Source organism: Enterococcus ureasiticus, assembly GCF_001730285.1.
Taxonomy (GTDB): Bacteria; Bacillota; Bacilli; order Lactobacillales; family Enterococcaceae; genus Enterococcus_L; species Enterococcus_L ureasiticus.
Genome location: NZ_MIJZ01000001.1, coordinates 870,225 through 886,908, shown reverse-complemented (window position 1 = coordinate 886,908; position 16,684 = coordinate 870,225). Strand labels below are relative to the sequence as shown.

At 34.9% G+C, this 16,684-nt stretch carries 14 protein-coding genes; 9 read left to right on the top strand and 5 right to left on the bottom strand.

Going from position 1 to position 16,684, the window contains the following annotated elements; genetic code table 11:
* Positions 1 to 18 precede the first annotated feature (18 nt).
* A complete protein-coding gene (locus tag BCR21_RS04190; RefSeq protein WP_069645238.1) occupies positions 19 to 3,216 on the top strand; it encodes a DEAD/DEAH box helicase in 3,198 nt (1,065 codons plus the stop codon).
* 53 nt (positions 3,217 to 3,269) lie between these two features.
* Here BCR21_RS04190 and BCR21_RS04185 read toward each other — a convergent pair whose 3' ends face one another.
* Both BCR21_RS04185 and BCR21_RS04180 read right to left on the bottom strand, forming a co-directional pair.
* Positions 3,270 to 3,980, bottom strand: a complete 711-nt coding sequence (locus BCR21_RS04185) for an HAD family hydrolase (RefSeq protein ID WP_069645237.1) — start codon at positions 3,978 to 3,980, stop codon at positions 3,270 to 3,272.
* Positions 3,981 to 4,463: 483 nt separating this feature from the next.
* Positions 4,464 to 4,739 (bottom strand): hypothetical protein, encoded by a 276-nt coding sequence (locus tag BCR21_RS04180; RefSeq protein ID WP_069645236.1) that lies wholly within the window; start codon positions 4,737 to 4,739, stop codon positions 4,464 to 4,466.
* Between the two features lie 290 nt (positions 4,740 to 5,029).
* Between BCR21_RS04180 and BCR21_RS04175 the strand changes: the two genes are divergently transcribed.
* A complete protein-coding gene (locus tag BCR21_RS04175) occupies positions 5,030 to 6,745 on the top strand; it encodes an ABC transporter ATP-binding protein (RefSeq protein WP_069645235.1) in 1,716 nt (571 codons plus the stop codon).
* A 117-nt stretch (positions 6,746 to 6,862) separates the two neighbouring features.
* On the opposite strand, the gene trpS is transcribed toward BCR21_RS04175, so the two are convergent.
* Positions 6,863 to 7,879: a tryptophan--tRNA ligase gene (gene trpS, locus BCR21_RS04170; RefSeq protein WP_069645234.1), complete on the bottom strand. Its 1,017-nt coding sequence runs from the start codon at positions 7,877 to 7,879 to the stop codon at positions 6,863 to 6,865.
* Positions 7,880 to 8,242: 363 nt separating this feature from the next.
* Between trpS and spxA the strand changes: the two genes are divergently transcribed.
* From spxA to pepF, 4 genes are all read left to right on the top strand, one after another.
* Entirely contained in the window at positions 8,243 to 8,641 is a 399-nt protein-coding gene (spxA, locus tag BCR21_RS04165) for a transcriptional regulator SpxA (RefSeq protein WP_010760718.1), read from the top strand.
* Between the two features lie 258 nt (positions 8,642 to 8,899).
* Positions 8,900 to 9,550, top strand: coding sequence for an adaptor protein MecA (locus BCR21_RS04160; RefSeq protein WP_069645233.1), 651 nt, complete (start codon positions 8,900 to 8,902; stop codon positions 9,548 to 9,550).
* Positions 9,551 to 9,644: 94 nt separating this feature from the next.
* Positions 9,645 to 10,835: a competence protein CoiA gene (locus BCR21_RS04155; protein WP_069645232.1), complete on the top strand. Its 1,191-nt coding sequence runs from the start codon at positions 9,645 to 9,647 to the stop codon at positions 10,833 to 10,835.
* A gap of 36 nt (positions 10,836 to 10,871) precedes the next feature.
* Positions 10,872 to 12,689 carry an oligoendopeptidase F gene (gene pepF / locus BCR21_RS04150; protein WP_069645231.1) on the top strand — a complete coding sequence of 606 codons (1,818 nt, stop codon included), beginning with the start codon at positions 10,872 to 10,874 and terminating at the stop codon, positions 12,687 to 12,689.
* Positions 12,690 to 12,732: 43 nt separating this feature from the next.
* On the opposite strand, the gene BCR21_RS04145 is transcribed toward pepF, so the two are convergent.
* Both BCR21_RS04145 and BCR21_RS04140 read right to left on the bottom strand, forming a co-directional pair.
* Entirely contained in the window at positions 12,733 to 13,383 is a 651-nt protein-coding gene (locus BCR21_RS04145) for a ClpXP adapter SpxH family protein (RefSeq protein WP_069645230.1), read from the bottom strand.
* A 117-nt stretch (positions 13,384 to 13,500) separates the two neighbouring features.
* A complete protein-coding gene (locus BCR21_RS04140) occupies positions 13,501 to 14,085 on the bottom strand; it encodes a CYTH domain-containing protein (protein ID WP_069645229.1) in 585 nt (194 codons plus the stop codon).
* 195 nt (positions 14,086 to 14,280) lie between these two features.
* Between BCR21_RS04140 and yjbM the strand changes: the two genes are divergently transcribed.
* Genes yjbM through BCR21_RS04125 form a run of 3 tightly spaced genes read left to right on the top strand, consistent with a single transcriptional unit; the run spans position 14,281 to position 16,670 of the window.
* A complete protein-coding gene (gene yjbM, locus BCR21_RS04135) occupies positions 14,281 to 14,970 on the top strand; it encodes a GTP diphosphokinase (RefSeq protein WP_069645228.1) in 690 nt (229 codons plus the stop codon).
* A 1-nt stretch (position 14,971) separates the two neighbouring features.
* On the top strand, positions 14,972 to 15,769 hold the full coding sequence (locus tag BCR21_RS04130; protein ID WP_069645227.1) for an NAD kinase: 798 nt from the start codon (positions 14,972 to 14,974) through the stop codon (positions 15,767 to 15,769).
* A 7-nt stretch (positions 15,770 to 15,776) separates the two neighbouring features.
* Positions 15,777 to 16,670: an RluA family pseudouridine synthase gene (locus tag BCR21_RS04125; protein ID WP_069645226.1), complete on the top strand. Its 894-nt coding sequence runs from the start codon at positions 15,777 to 15,779 to the stop codon at positions 16,668 to 16,670.
* The last annotated feature ends 14 nt before the right edge of the window (positions 16,671 to 16,684 follow it).

The following is a 16,684-nucleotide window of genomic DNA, read 5'->3' as shown; positions in this document are numbered from 1 at the left end:
AGTCTAGGAGGTGAGAGTATGAAGTGGAGTATTCCAGAACGAATCGTTGAACGCGGCAGGGATTATATGAAAGAAGGCAGAGTTTTGTCAGTCGTACAGGACGCTGAGAGAAAAGTTTGGCACGCAGAAGTTCTGGGGAATGAACTGTATCGTGTGCAATTAGATGGAACGGCTAAAGAAAATGATATTTGTGAATGTCCATATTGGAAAGATCACGGTTATTGTAAGCATACGGTGGCTGTTGAGTTATATTTACGTCAAAAAGGAACGTCACGAATCATTAAAGCAGACCAACCTGTTACCTTTGAAAAACGATCTGTGTCTATTTCAGAAATGTTTACCAAAGGGTTTGCCAAGCTAAATCAAGTTGAAGAAAAAAGTAAAATTACGCCGCTGACTGTTGAATATATCGTCGATGTTATTGAGACGAATAGTTATTATCCGGAATTAGCTGTTTTAGGTGTTTCATTGCGTCTTGGAAATCAAGGGGTGAAACCTAAAACCTATATTATCAAAAATATTGGTGAGTTTTTCCAGACCTTTCAAAAGGAAGGTAGTTTTTTAATCAATAAACAGCATCATTTTGATTTAGTGAAAGAAGCTTTTTCAATTGAAAACCAAGAGTTGCTAGAGCAACTTTCTGCCATTTATCAAACCAGTCAATTACTTGGTGCTAATGGGATTCAAGTCAAAGGGAAAATCGATAAGCGGTACCTTGTGCTACCGATCGACCAAGGACAAAAACTACTTGAAAAAATGAGCCTGATTCCTCATTTTCAATTGAACGATGAGGGGAAAAAATATCGACACCTTTCGTTTGTGAACGGAACGTTACCGATCTTTTTTGATATAAGCAAACAACTAGATGGTTCGTATAAATTGGCGATTGATGACCAGATAACAACATTTTTATCACATTATCAATGGGGTTTCAGTCAAGATCAGGTCTATATTTTTACACAAGAACAAGAAGCAATCTACACGACGTTATTACAATTACTAAAACGGGTCGAAAAACCTGAGATCATGTATGAAAAACCAGAGTTGTCTGATTTATTTGGTAGTGTTATTCCCTTACTGAAAAAAATAGGTACAGTGACAGTCAGTGAAGAAGTTACACAAGAAGTGGTTTATCATCCCTTAGAAACAATCTTTATTTTTCGCAAAATCAAAGGAATGATCAAGGTTAGGGTCGATTTTACTTATGGAGAAGTTGTTTTTTCAACGGATGATGAACATTCAGTTGCCTCAGGAGCGAATCAGGAAGTTGTGCGTGACGGTAAAAAAGAACAAGAAATTTTAGAACAATTAGCAGCTTTCGGTTACCAAAAAGTTACCGATGGTTATGAGAAATCTTTGCCGGCGGGTGAACGTTTGTATTATTTCTTTAAAGCAGAAGTGCCGACTTTCCGTCGTTTAGGTGAAGTTCGTATGGGGAAAAAATTGCGGGAATTATATTTAGATGCGGCTCATCATCAACCGCTGATCGAAGTTTCTGACTCTGATTCTTGGTTGGATGTGCGTTTTGATATCACTGGAATTGCAGAACAGGAAATCGATGCGGTTTTAGCAAGTTTATTACGAAATGATCGTTTTTATACTTTGGAGACGGGAGAAGTTCTATCGTTAGATTCAGAAGAATTTCAGCAGACAAGTGAAGTTTTGACGATGTTGAGAAAGAATATGAAGAATGTTCAGGGAACGATTCAAGTACCCAGAAATCAAGGTTTAATGATCGAAAGTATGCTTGAAAACAATACTAGAGCACATTTTTCAGACTCTTTTAAAGAAATGGTTTCAAATCTAACTCATCCAGAAAACTTTGAAGCTGTGTTACCTGAAAAAATCCAAGCAACACTTAGAAGCTATCAAATCGACGGCTTTAAATGGCTAAAAATGCTTAGCTATTATCAATTTGGCGGTATTTTAGCAGATGAAATGGGTCTTGGGAAAACACTTCAAACGATCACCTATTTATTATCTGAAAAAGAAGAACAAAAGCAAACAGGAGCAGCGTTGATCGTGGCACCTGCCAGTCTGATTTATAACTGGGCAGCGGAACTAAAGAAGTTTGCTCCAGATCTGCAAGCAGAAGTTGTTGCTGGAAATAAATCAGAACGTGAAAAGTTGGCAAATCAAGAAAATCTTGATGTATTGATCACCTCATATGCTAGTCTTAGACAAGATATTGATATGTATCAAGGACTGAATTTAGGTTATTTGATTTTAGATGAAGCCCAAATGGTGAAGAATAGTGGAACCAAAACAGCTCAAGCCTTAAAAAGTTTGACAGTCCCACAACGGTTTGCCTTAAGTGGAACACCAATCGAAAATAATTTAGATGAGCTGTGGTCGATTTTCCAAATGATCATACCTGGCTTATTCCCATCGAAAACTCTATTTAGATCAATGAAGCCAGAAGAAATTGCTAAAATGATCCAGCCGTTTATTTTACGACGAGATAAGAAAACAGTATTGGCAGACTTGCCTGATAAGATCGAAAGTAATTTGTACAGTGTTCTTACAGAAGAACAAAAAACAGTTTACTTAGCGTATCTAAAACAAATGCAAGAAGATGTCAGCCAAATGGATCAGGATTCCTTTAAGAAGAATCGCTTGAGTATTTTAGCAGGATTGACTCGTTTACGCCAAATTTGTTGTGATCCTAGCTTGTTCATTGATGATTACACTGGTGGTTCTGGGAAATTAGAGCAGGTCAAAGACTTGCTAGTAGCTGCTAAAGAAAACAATCGACGTGTGTTGCTTTTTTCTCAATTTACAAGTATGTTGTCAATCATCGAAAAAGAGTTACATGAATTAGACTTATCGACGTTCTATTTAAGAGGAAGTACGAAACCTAAGGAACGGATGGAAATGGCAGATGCGTTTAATGCGGGTGAAAAGGATGTCTTCTTGATTTCATTGAAAGCTGGTGGAACAGGTTTAAACTTAACAGGTGCTGATACTGTGATTCTTTACGATTTATGGTGGAATCCAGCAGTGGAAGAGCAAGCAGCCGGACGCGCACACCGAATCGGCCAAAAAAATGTTGTAGAAGTGTGGCGAATGATTGCAGAAGGTACCGTTGAAGAAAAAATGGACTCCTTACAGCAGGAGAAACGTGAACTGTTCCAAAAAGTGATCCAAGGAAACGAAGAGCAGTTAGCGAAAATGACTGAAGATGATATTCGAATGATCTTGAGTATTGGTGAATAAGGAAAAATGCAGCGTAGACTTAGAGAAAAAACTAAGCATACGTTGCATTTTTTTTATGAAAATAATGATTGAATCGTAGGAAATAAATCATCAAATGAGGTAACTTCTTTAATATGATAAGCTTCTTCATCACTAGGCATTTCACGTAAACGATGATTGAACCATAAAGATTTCCAGCCACCATTTTTAGCACCTGCAATATCATTTTCAAAGCTATCTCCGACATACAATGTACGTTCGCAGTCCATACCAAACTCTTTTGCAGCTAAATCAAAAATTTCTCTTTCTGGTTTTTGAAAGCCAGTACTTTGAGAAATAATAATGTTGTCAGTTGGTACCCAATTTTCTAATTGAAGCTGTTTTACTTTTTTAAATTGATGATCTGTAGGGCCATTTGTAATGATTCCCATCGGAATGTTTTTCTCTTTTAAGAAATCAAAGACTTTTTTTACTTCTGGATGCATCACGATATTATCCAATTCATCTTCGTATGTTTTTTGGAAAGTAAGTCCATCTTCTTGTGAAACAGTTGGATAATTTAGATCTTTTAGCGATTCATTGATTCGGAAAAAACGCATATACTCAAGAGTCCATTCATTCGCCATGACCTTTGGAAAGGTTTCATCGCTATGAAAACGAAAGCGAATATATAATGCATGCATGTCTTCATCTTTCACACAAGGAAAGACTGATTTGATTGCGTTTCTAAAAGGTTGTTGCTGGTCGTAAATTGTATCATCAACATCAAAAACAATAGTTTTCATTAAAAATAGTGCACCCCTTAATAATTTTCAGAAAAATTTTCAAAATCCTTTTCCATTGTAGCGAACTTTTTCACAAAAGAACAGAAAGAAAATTTTAATTTAGATTAGAAAGCTGACAAGGTAGGAATAATGAGGCAGAGATTCTCAAGCAAGCTCAGTAAATTAAAACATAGAAAAAAAGTGATTTCTTAACCATAAAGCGAATAAAAAAACATATTTTGAAAATTTATTCTTCAAAAAAGTAATGTCGATAGTAAATTTTTGAAGTAGAAAAAAAATCCTACATTTAGTATAATAAAAAACAGAAACACCGATCAGGCCTATCTTCCCCAAGACATAAGCAACTCATCGGTGTTTTTTATGATGTACATGTATACCTCTAATTTAACAAATAGTTTTTATATTTTCAAGTGATTGACATAACACTTGCTAGCGCTTTTCAAAATGTATAAAAAACTGGTAAGAATGTCTTCTACCCATTTTTTACTGTGACGTTAGTTCCTTTTTTGTATCCCAAATAGCGAAGATTGCACCAAAAATAATCGATAGTACCGACCAGATATAGAGATCGACGTATCCACCTGCAAGTAAAAATGCGATGATTCCTCCAGCAATATAGAATCCAGCTGCCACAAAAACTCCATTACCAGGAGAACTTCGAGTTGTAAACGCAACGATTCCTACGACACAAGATTGAAATAGGACGAATAACGACAAAATAATACTAATAATACCAATAACTAATTTTGCTGTTTTCACTTAAACACTCCTTAAAATAATAAACCAAAACTTTGAATTACCAACATATTCCTAACTATAATAAAGTTAAAATAACAAATTATCAATATGAAATTCCGTTTATCAGTATTATATTTTGGGGATATTAGTCAATAAAACGAAAACCTCTTTTTTTGAAGGAACTTGGTAGAAGAGTTGCTTTTGATCCAACAATTTTTTTCTTTTTTTGTGAAAAATTAAGGGCGTTCAAACTTTGCATCCTCTTCTTTCTTTGCGTATAATAGTCATAGTGTCATAAGAAAGGGGAGTTTATGTTAAAACGATTTTTTAGTTATTATAGACCATATAAGCACTTATTTATTTTAGATTTTGGTTGTGCTGTTCTAGCTGGTTTACTGGAATTATCATTTCCAGTTGTTGTGAATCAAGTTATCGATAAAATCATGCCTAAGGGAAATTTTAGATTGATTGCCTTAGCCTGTATCGGTTTGCTTTTATTTTATATACTTAATACCTTTTTACAGTATATTGTGGTATTTTTTGGTCATAAATTGGGGGTAAATATTGAAACCGATATGCGTCGTGAACTTTATGGTCATTTACAGACGCAACCGTTTGAATATTACGACAATCAAAAGACTGGGAAATTGATGAGCCGTTTAACAACAGATTTATTTGAAATTTCTGAAGTTGCTCATCATGGACCAGAAGATGTATTTATCACAGTAATGACTTTAGTTGGGGCATTTTACTTAATGCTTCGAATTCATGTACAGCTAGCTTTGGCTACGTTTATTGTATTGCCATTTATTACAATCGCCTTGGTTTTTTTCAATAAGAAAATGACAAAGGTCAATACAAAAATTTACGATAACCTTGGTGAATTTAATGCGGGAGTTGAAGCTTCAGTCAGTGGAATTCGTGTGACACAGTCTTTTGCTAACGAGCCATTTGAGCGTCAACGCTTTGAAGGGTTGAATCAAGCATACCGCCAATCAAAAATCACATTCTATAAAGTGATGGGAATTAGTTCGGCGTACAATTACTTTTTAATTCGTTTAATCAATTTGTTTACACTGATTTTTGGTGCATATTATACGATTAAAGGCGAAATTACAGATGGCCAATTTGTTGGATTTATTCTATTATCGAATGTGTTTATTCGTCCAATTGAAAAAGTCAATAATATGATCGAAAGCTATCCAAAAGGAATCGCTGGATTTAGAAGATTTACTGAAGAAATCGATAAGAAGCCTGCAATCCAAGATAAGCCTGATGCAATAACAGTGGATCATTTGCATGGTGATATTATCTATGATGATGTTTCATTTTCTTATGCTGATTCTACGAAAGTATTGAATCATATCAATTTGCAAATCGTACCTGGTGAAACGGTCGCTTTTGTAGGACAAAGTGGTTCAGGAAAAACAACACTATGTAACTTGTTACCGCGCTTTTATGAAGTAACAGAAGGGCAAATTACCATTGACGGAATCAATATTCAAGACATGACACTAACTTCATTGAGAAGTCAAATCGGGATTGTCCAACAAGATGTTTTTTTATTTCCTGGAACGATTCGGGAAAATATTGCTTATGGTAAACTTGATGCAACAGAAGAAGAAATCCAAAATGCTGTAAAGTTAGCTCATTTAGAAAAAGTAGTCGATCAAATGTCGGACGGTTTAAATACGATGATCGGTGAGCGAGGCGTTAAACTTTCAGGTGGGCAAAAACAACGGGTAGCAATTGCTCGTATGTTTCTAAAAAATCCGCCGATTTTAATTTTGGATGAAGCAACGTCTGCATTAGATACTGAGACAGAACAAGTGATCCAAGAATCGCTGAATTCTTTAGCGGAAGGTAGAACAACATTAATAATTGCCCATCGCTTGGCAACGATCAAACATGCGACACGGATCATTGTCGTCAGTGACAAAGGAATATTAGAAGAAGGAACACATGAAGAATTACTTGCAAAAGGTGGACATTATCGTCGATTGCATGATGCACAATTCAGAGACTAATAAAAAAGAGGACGAGACAAAAGTGTTTATTTCCGAAGAAGTTACTTTTTTCTCGTCTTTTATTCGTATTTAGAGCCCGAAACAAAACCGATGTTTAGTTTTGTTTCGGGCTCTTTTTTAAGTTCTTTTACGAGGTTTTCTTCCTAGACCAATGGCATTTTTCATTCGCTGTAACGTTTTATTAGCAACTAGGCGAGCTTGTTCAGCACCTTTATCAAGGATGTCATCTAATTCATCAGAAGCGAGTAATGCATGATAACGCTCTTGGATTGGAGTCAGTAAGTCAACGACTGCTTCAGCTAGATCAGATTTAAAGTCGCCATATCCTTTTCCTGCATATGCTTCAACTAATTCGTCTACTGGACGACCTGTAGAAGCAGAGAAGATATTTAGTAAATTAGAAATACCTGGTTTGTTTTCTGGATCGTATTCAATGATTCCTGTGGAATCAGTTACGGCCGATTTGATTTTTTTACGGATGATATTTGGCTCTTCTAGCATTGAAATGAAACCTTTAGCATTTGAATCTGATTTACTCATTTTACTAGTTGGATCCTGTAAGCTCATCACGCGTCCGCCTTGTTCAGCGATTTTTACTTCTGGAAGCACTAAAATTTCTTGATTTGCTTGACCATAACGCTTATTGAATCGTTCTACAAAATCACGCGTTAATTCTAAGTGTTGTTTTTGGTCATCTCCCACAGGAACAAGGTTTGCATTATACAAAACAATGTCTCCTACCATTAAAGGTGGATACGTTAAAAGACCAGCGCTCACCCCTGTACGACCATTTTTTTGTGATTTATCTTTAAATTGAGTCATACGCTCTAATTCACCGATAGTTGTATTGCATTGAATAATCCATGCAGCCTCAGCATGAGCCGAAACCTCAGATTGAATGAAGATCGTTGCTTTTTCAGGATCAAGCCCTACAGCTAGATACAGAGCTGCTAAACCGCGTGTCTGTTGACGAAGTTTCAAAGGATCTTGTGGAACTGTGATTGCATGTTCATCAACAATACAAAAATAACAGTTATAACTATTTTGTAATTCAATAAATTGTTTCATTGCACCAATATAATTTCCAATCGTTGGTATTCCGCTAGGCTGAATACCAGAAAAAATTGTTTCCATAAAGTAACCACCTTAATCTATTAATAAAAAAGTCATTACTATCATTATACAGCTAAAAATGAAAAAAAACAGGATTACCGAAAAAAAATAAAATGTCAGAATTTTTAGACTAGTACAGTTGTAGCAGATTATGAAAGCTGTATCAGTTTTGTAAGTTTTGAAAACGTTATAATTTTATATGGTAAAAAAACGAACTTTATTTCAATATTTTAAAAAAACACGTAAAATAACGAAAAATTATGTTTTTTCTTGGAAAAAGAGCTAGTATTTTTATTAGAAATTGGGTATACTTACATTAAATAGGAAAAAGTTCGGTTTCCTGTTTCAAAAAAGTGATGAGAATCACAAAAAGGAGTGATGCACATGTTGACACTTTATACTTCCCCAAGTTGTACGTCTTGCCGTAAGGCTCGTGCATGGTTGCAAGAACACGAGATTCCATTCAAGGAAAGAAATATCTTCTCAGAACCATTGAATATTTCTGAATTGAAAGCAATTTTGCGAATGACAGAAGATGGAACAGAGGAGATTATCTCTACTCGTTCTAAAGTTTTCCAAAAACTTAATATGGATTTGGATGAACTTCCGTTGCAGGACTTGCTAGAGTTAGTAAAAGAGAATCCTGGATTGTTGCGTCGACCAATAATGATTGATGAAAAAAGATTACAGGTTGGTTTTAATGAGGATGAAATTCGACGTTTCTTGCCAAGAGGAGTTAGGCAGTTGGAATTACGTCAAGCGCAATTGATGGCAGGTTTATAAAATGCAAAAAGGAGAACCTTTGTCCTTGTGACAAAGGTTTTCTTTTTCTATTATTTTTTACATAGCAAGTTATTTATTTCTTTTTTTAAAATAATTATAAAAAAAGAGCATATAATTATATAAGACAACTTTTTAGGAATATACTAAGACAGCAGTTTATTTAAGAATATTGTTACTTTTCCCTTTACATTTGGCGTGATTCCGCTACAATGTACGTAAGAATAAGTTTCCTGATTAGCAAAAGTGAGGTGTAGCGACATGGAAATGGAACATATCAATGAAAATACCATACGTGTGTTGATCGGCAATGAAGATTTAGCTGATAGAGGAATCACCTTTTTAGATTTACTCGGCAATCACAAAGAAGTAGAGAACTTTTTCTACAGTATTTTAGAAGAAGTTGATGTGGAAGATGAATTTCAGGGCAGTGAAGCTGTTACTTTTCAGGTTCTGCCAAAAAGTGATGGATTGGAACTATTTATTAGTAAGAATGCATCGATTGATGAAGTATCTAACTTTGAAGGCTTTAACGATCTTAATTCAGAAGAAGTTAGTAATATAATTCGTAAACAAATCGAAGAAGATTTTGCTGATGAAACACAGGATTTTGCTGATAGCACAGTAAAGAATTTAGTGTTTGAACTTAAAGATTTTGATACAATGGTCCAACTAGCAAATGAAGTATTCTTGCAGTCTGTTATAGCGAATTTATATACATTTAAAGGAACATATTATCTCCAAGTTATTTTCTTATTGGATGAATTAGGCAAAACGGATGTAGAAAATGAATTAGCTCAGTTATTGGAATTTGCAGATTTATCTGCGGTGACATCTGAGACATTGGCTGAATACGGAACATGCATCATGGAACGTAATGCCTTGGAGTTAACAAGATACTACTTTGATTAAACTTTAAAAACTGAGACAAAGCGATTATGCTTGGTCTCGGTTTTTTTGATGAATCAACATTTTTTCTGCGTATCTTAATTATGAGGTGAGTTATATGTTGAATGCATATTCAAAAGACAAAGAAATTGTAACATTGTTGAATTTATCTAGAGAAAAGATCGAGCAACTAAAAGGCAAAAATTATTTTTGTCCAGCCTGTAGTGATCCTGTTCGGATAAAGAATGGTAAGGTTAAATTACCGCATTTTTCTCATTATAGTAACAGCACTTGCAGTATGTATTCAGAAGGTGAGACGGTAGAACATTTGGCACTAAAAGAAGCTTTTGCGAAATGGTGTGAGAAAGAAGGAATTGAATATGAATTAGAAAAATATTTACCTGAGTTGAATCAGCGTCCAGATCTTTTGATAGGGAATATTGCATTAGAGATTCAGTGCAGTCCCTTAAGCACGCAGCGATTAATTGAGCGAACCAGAAGCTATCAAAAACATGACTATATTCCGATTTGGATCTGTGGTAAAAAGTTATTTTCTAATCGCCAAACTTTAAACGAATTAGCTAAAAACCTGTGTTATTATTCTGATGGATTAGGTTTTTATTTGTGGACAGCGGATTGGGAAAAAGAAGAATTAACTTTGCATGTGCATATCGAAGAAGATTGGAAAAAGAGAATGTACTCTTTAAAAAAAAGCTGGTCTTTTTATAGTGATTTTTTACTAAAAATTTTAAATTTTCCTAAGAAACCTAAAATGTACATCCAACGAAAATTTAAAATCGGAGAGCTGATGCAGGAGTATTATTCTGAGTTGAATAGAAAATTATATACGAGGGATGAGAAGATAAGGATGCTTCAAGCTGAATTATATAACAATCGCTTTCATCTGCTTCAATTGCCGAATTGGTTTTATTATCCAGGTCTTCATATTTTCTGTTGTAGAGGATCTGATATGTTATTGAAAGTTCGAATTTGGAATTTGGTACAGTTTTTTGATCAGAATGTTTTTGAGGATTCAGAATTGATTCAATTATTGGAAACGGAGTTGGATCAATCAATTGAATTATTTTATGAGTTGCCAAATATTCCTTTTAGAACTGTTCAAACGTATTGCTTAAATCAAATACTTATTTATTTGATCGCTTGTAATCATTTAGTTAAAGTTGACAATGGTTGGAAAGTAAATGCAAGCAACGCTGAGCAAAGGATTTCAGATGTGGAAGAGTGGTTGAAAAAAATAGAAAATAAGTACCTAATAACTGCTACTCCTTTAAAAAATGTGATAAGATAAAACTATGTAAGAATAACTTAAAAAGGAGCCGATGTAATGAGTGAAGCAAAGCAATTACCAGAACGTTCGAGTCTGCCAATTGAGAAAACGTGGGACTTGACCAAGATTTTTAAAGATGATCAAGCTTTTGATGAAGCCTTTCAAGCACTGTCAGATGAATTAAAAGAAGTTGAACAGTTTAAGGGAACGTTAGCGAAAGATAGCGAGGCATTTTTAGGTAGTATTGAGATGCTATTAAGTATTTATCGTAAAATTGAAGTAATTTATGTTTATGCTCATTTAAAAAATGATCAAGACACTACCAATACAACTTACCAAGCTTTGTATGCCAGAGCCAGTTCTTTATTAGCACAAGCAAGCGAAGCTGTTGCGTGGTTTGAACCAGAAGTATTATCTTTAAGTGATGATAAGATTTGGGGCTATTTTGATGAAAATTCGAAGTTAGAAATCTATCGTCATTTTATTGAAAATATTTTGAGTGATCGTCCACATATTTTATCTGCTGACCAAGAAGCATTATTAGCTGGTGCCGGTGAAATTTTTGAAGCGTCGAGCAATATTTTTTCTATCTTAAATAATGCAGATTTAAAATTTCCAGTGATCGAAAATGAGAATGGTGAAAAAATTCAGCTAACACACGGCGTATATGGGCAGTTAATGGAAAATATCGATAGAAGTGTTCGTGAAGAAGCTTTTAAAGGTCTTTATACTGTCTATGACCAATTCAAAAATACCTTTGCCCAAACGTTGAGTTCACATGTGAAGGCTCACAATTATAAGGCTAAAGTTCGTAACTACTCTTCAGCAAGAGAAGCGGCGTTAAGCAATAACCATATACCGGAAAGTGTTTATGATACATTGATAGATGTGGTGAATCAAAACCTACCATTACTGCACCGTTATGTGTCTTTACGTAAACGTTTATTGAAGTTAGATGAACTTCACATGTATGACATGTACACGCCGATCTTGGGTGAGGCTTCAATCAAATATTCGTATGAAGAAGCTAAAGAAAAAGCAATCACTGCCTTAAATCCAATGGGCGAGGAATATTTAAATGTAGTGAAAACGGCATTTAATGACCGTTGGATCGATGTTGTTGAAAACCAAGGGAAACGTAGTGGAGCCTATTCATCTGGGGCTTATGATACAGCGCCTTATATCTTAATGAACTGGCACGATAGTTTAGATCAATTGTATACGTTAGTTCATGAAATGGGCCATAGTGTTCATAGTTATTTCACGCGTAATAATCAGCCTTATGTTTATGGAGATTATTCTATTTTCTTAGCGGAAATTGCTTCAACAACTAACGAAAATCTTTTAACAGAATATTTATTAGAAACAGAAACGGATCCTCGAATTCGTGCATATGTATTAAATCATTATTTAGATGGTTTTAAAGGCACTATTTTCCGTCAAACACAATTTGCAGAATTTGAACACTTTATTCATACTGAAGATGCTAAAGGGACACCATTAACTAGTGAGTATTTGGGCGATTATTATGGAGAGTTAAATCAGAAATATTATGGTCCTGAAGTGATGAAAGATCCTGAAATTTCTTTAGAGTGGTCACGTATTCCTCATTTTTATTACAATTACTATGTCTATCAGTATGCAACAGGTTTTTCAGCCGCATCAGCTTTAGCCAATAAAATTTTAGCCAATGAGCCGCTTGCGTTGGATAACTATTTGACTTATTTGAAGTCAGGTAGCAGTGATTATCCAATAGAAGTAATGAAAAAAGCTGGAGTAGATATGACAAAACCGCAATATATAGAAGATGCTATGCATGTTTTTGAAACAAGATTAGGTGAGCTTGAAGAACTTGTCGCGTCTTTAGAACAATAAAATAAACTGCTTCTCTCAATTATTAAGAGAAGCAGTTTATTTTTTAAAGTAAATGCAAATGTCCGTGTGGAACTCGAGGTTCGTTATAATGGTTTAATTCAAACTTCTCATGAAAATACTGGAGATTATCTTCAGATGTTTCACAAAGTCTTTTGATTTCATCCATGGATTCACAGTCTTCTACGAGTACGCCGAAATCACGATCACAAGTATAATTGTAAACTACTGCTGAAGGATGTTTTGCAATTCCCATTTCACGAGCAATTTGTTGATCCGTTTGAAAAGATTCTTTTACAAAATCAGATTGACGATCGGCTTTAAACATATCTAAATCGCCGCCAGCTTCGACTACCAGTTTTTCGGCTAGTTCTGAAGAGTAGGGAATGTTATCTACTGCGACAGCTTTTTGTAAGCCAAGAAGTAAATGGCGTCCTTTTTTCTTTCCTTGTAATTGTGCTGCTTTATAATCTAATGCAGCTGAATAAATATCTTCAAACAATTGATTACGTTGTTCAATATCATGTGTTGGAATATCAAATAACTTTATAAGATGGTTTATGGTTCTCATATTAACGAGTGGGATGAAACGAAATTGAATTTTTTTGTTTTCAGTTTCAACCAATTTTAAAATATCCTTTTCTACGTTGAGACAAATGCCCCCCAAAGGATTAACGAACAGATAAATTTCAATCATTCATACTTCCTCCAATTTGACCCTTTTGCGACTAGACATCATTTCTCAACTAAGTGTCCCTAATTTATCAGAAAATCTGGGAAAAATGAAATGATATGTTTTCACTATAATAACTTCTTAATCTTTTTCTTTTGAGCTTAACATCATCCGTTGGATTTTGTTTGGTGACGGGGATTCTTTGATAGTCAAAGTATCCAATAAGGCAAGAAAGTCTCTCTTTCCATTAACGTCGTCATCTACTTCTAATTCCAATTCAAAATCATGCTGCTCATTGTACCAACTTTCATCTAGCGCGAGTAAACCTTGGGGAAGTTTTATTTCTGCACGTTTAGTTGTTAGGTTGCCAATTAAACGTAAATCATCTTTGTCGATTCCTAAAGTAGTTAACTTGTTGTAAACATTTCCAGAATTTGGAAGTGAAGTCGATTCAACGATCTGATGAGCTTCTTCAATAGAAAGTGCATCGTTAATTTCAAGTAGACCAACTTTTTCAGGTATTTTCAAAGTGATTTCTGCATTCTTTGATAGTATACGAACTCTTAAACCGATATGTTTCTTTTTTAGTTGAAAATCGGCTGAATCAAAATAATAATTGGTTTGTGTAAAAAATTGTTCTTCTTTTAGTTGAAAGTAGTCAATAATACGGGAAAACTCTTCGATAGATAATAATGTTTTAAATTCTATTTCTAAATTTTCACTCACTGTTATTTGACCCACCTTCTTTAATTTAATTCAATTTTTGCATACTTTACCCATTTACGTCAAGAAAAGTGAACTAGAAGTTAAAAAATTCGCTATTGTCGAAAAATTATAGACAATTTCTCAAATTGCCCTATTTTTCACATCTCTATGGTAAAATAAGCTGTGAATCAAATTCAAAGAAATAGAGGGATTAGGATGGAGAAAGAGTGGGAGCTTTTTCTGGCACCGTATGAACAGGCTGTTGGAGAAATGAAAGTTAAGCTGCGCGGTATCCGCAAGCAGTTTCGAGAGCAAAATAAACATACACCTATTGAGTTTGTAACGGGGCGAGTGAAACCTGTTGATAGTATTTTAACGAAGGCAGCATTGCGCAATATATCGGTTGATCGTTTAGAAGAAGAGATGCAAGATATCGCTGGACTTAGGATCATGTGCCAATTTGTTGAGGATATTCGGCAAGTTGTGGATATCATCCGCAATCGTAAAGATTTGAAAATCATTCAAGAACGAGATTACATTACAAATAAAAAAGAGAGCGGCTATCGTTCATATCATTTGGTAATCGAATATCCAGTTCAACTGATAACAGGTGAAAAAAAGATTTTGGCTGAAATTCAAATACGTACCTTAGCCATGAATTTTTGGGCGACAATCGAACATTCATTAAATTATAAATACCAAGGTGCTTTTCCAGAAGAAATGAAAGAGCGGTTGCAGCGTGCTGCCGAAGCGGCTTACCAATTAGACGAAGAAATGTCAACGATCCGTGAAGAAATCCAAGAAGCACAACATCTTTTCTCACATGGTCGAGGAAAGTCGAAGGATAATTACTATCAAAAATTCAATGATAATAAAGAGATGTTAAATAAAGAACAGGGGGAGTAGGATGAAAGTTTCGATCGTTCATAATCATGAACATAAATCAAATGAGGTTACCCGCCATTTACTCCTGCTTTTAAAGAAAAATAAAATCGAAATTGATGACCATCAACCAGATCTTGTGATTTCTGTGGGTGGAGATGGTACATTATTATCAGCGTTCCATCGTTTTAGTCATCGACTTGATGAAGTCAGTTTTTTAGGTGTTCATACGGGGCACCTAGGATTTTATACAGACTGGCGGGATTATGAGCTGGAAGAATTAGTTCAAAGCCTTTTAGTTCATCAAGAAAAAAGTATTAGCTATCCTTTGCTGGATGTGAAGATCAGTTTTCATGGTAATAAACCAGATAAGCATTTTTTAGCTTTAAATGAATCAACGATCAAACGGGCAAATCGTACTATGGTCGCGGATGTTTTTATCAAAGATGAGTTATTTGAACGATTCCGTGGAGATGGTTTATCTGTTTCTACGCCAACAGGATCGACAGCTTATAATAAAAGTATTGGCGGAGCTGTGCTTCATCCCAGTATTAATGCGTTTCAACTTGCCGAGATTGCTTCATTGAATAATCGTGTTTTTAGAACATTAGGCTCACCAATCGTGATCGCACATACAGAATGGGTGGAAATCAAGTTGCAGGAAAGTAACGATTATTTGATTACAGTTGATCAATTAGATATTTATCAAGATGATATCAAGTCGATTTACTATCGTATTGCGGATGAGCGCATTCATTTCGCATCATATCGACATATGCATTTTTGGCATCGCGTTAAAGATGCCTTTATTAGTGAGGATTAATAACTTAATGGAATTTAATTGGACAGTAGAAAAAAAAGAACCGCAGCAAGTAAAAAACTTTTTAAAAGAGCAAGGGATATCTAAAGGACTTCTAGCCAAAATCAAATTTCAAGGTGGAAAAATCGAGGTCAATCAGTCCGTTGAAAATGTGTTATTCATATTATCTGTCGGAGATCAGGTGAAAATCACGATCCCAGATGAAAAAGAACATGAGACGTTACTTGTTGATGATGTACCGATCGATATTATTTTTGAAGATGACCATTATTTAGTAGTCAATAAACCAGCAGGGATTGCGTCAATTCCTGCTCAATATCATCCTAATGGAACCATGGCGAATCGAGTGAAAGCTTATTTTAAAGCACAAAATTATCAAGATCAAGTGATCCATGTGGTGACTCGATTAGATAGAGATACGACTGGTTTGATGTTGTTTGCTAAACATGGTTTTGCTCATGCGATGTTAGATCAGGAGTTGCGCAAAAAAGAAGTAATCAAGATTTATCAAGCCTTGATCGGTGGTGACGTATTACGTTTAAAAGAACATGAAACAATAAAACTTCCGATTGGGCGTGATTTATCTTCTATCTTAAAAAGAACCATTGTCGAAACAGGACAACAAGCTGAAACAGAATATTGGCTGAAGAAACGTAAAAATGATCAAGCATTAGTAGATATTCAGCTTCATACAGGAAGAACACACCAAATCAGAGTGCATTTTGAAGCCATTGGGTGCCCTTTATTAGGTGATAACATGTATGGTGGTAAAATGGATAGCGGTATTGAGCGTCAGGCGTTACATTGCTGTCAATTGAGTTTTATCCACCCATTTACGAAGCAACGCTTAAAATTAACTTCTCCTTTAGCAGAAGATATGAAGAAAATTGTAGATCAACTTTAGATTGAAAGGAGCGG

Coding starts and splice junctions, on each gene's coding strand:
- spxA (WP_010760718.1), top strand. CDS start 8,243: ATGTTGACACTTTATACTTCCCCAAGTTGTACGTCTTGCCGTAAGGCT.
- yjbM (WP_069645228.1), top strand. CDS start 14,281: ATGGAGAAAGAGTGGGAGCTTTTTCTGGCACCGTATGAACAGGCTGTT.
- BCR21_RS04175 (WP_069645235.1), top strand. CDS start 5,030: ATGTTAAAACGATTTTTTAGTTATTATAGACCATATAAGCACTTATTT.
- BCR21_RS04125 (WP_069645226.1), top strand. CDS start 15,777: ATGGAATTTAATTGGACAGTAGAAAAAAAAGAACCGCAGCAAGTAAAA.
- BCR21_RS04130 (WP_069645227.1), top strand. CDS start 14,972: ATGAAAGTTTCGATCGTTCATAATCATGAACATAAATCAAATGAGGTT.
- BCR21_RS04145 (WP_069645230.1), bottom strand. CDS start 13,383: ATGATTGAAATTTATCTGTTCGTTAATCCTTTGGGGGGCATTTGTCTC.
- BCR21_RS04155 (WP_069645232.1), top strand. CDS start 9,645: ATGTTGAATGCATATTCAAAAGACAAAGAAATTGTAACATTGTTGAAT.
- BCR21_RS04190 (WP_069645238.1), top strand. CDS start 19: ATGAAGTGGAGTATTCCAGAACGAATCGTTGAACGCGGCAGGGATTAT.
- pepF (WP_069645231.1), top strand. CDS start 10,872: ATGAGTGAAGCAAAGCAATTACCAGAACGTTCGAGTCTGCCAATTGAG.
- BCR21_RS04160 (WP_069645233.1), top strand. CDS start 8,900: ATGGAAATGGAACATATCAATGAAAATACCATACGTGTGTTGATCGGC.
- BCR21_RS04185 (WP_069645237.1), bottom strand. CDS start 3,980: ATGAAAACTATTGTTTTTGATGTTGATGATACAATTTACGACCAGCAA.
- trpS (WP_069645234.1), bottom strand. CDS start 7,879: ATGGAAACAATTTTTTCTGGTATTCAGCCTAGCGGAATACCAACGATT.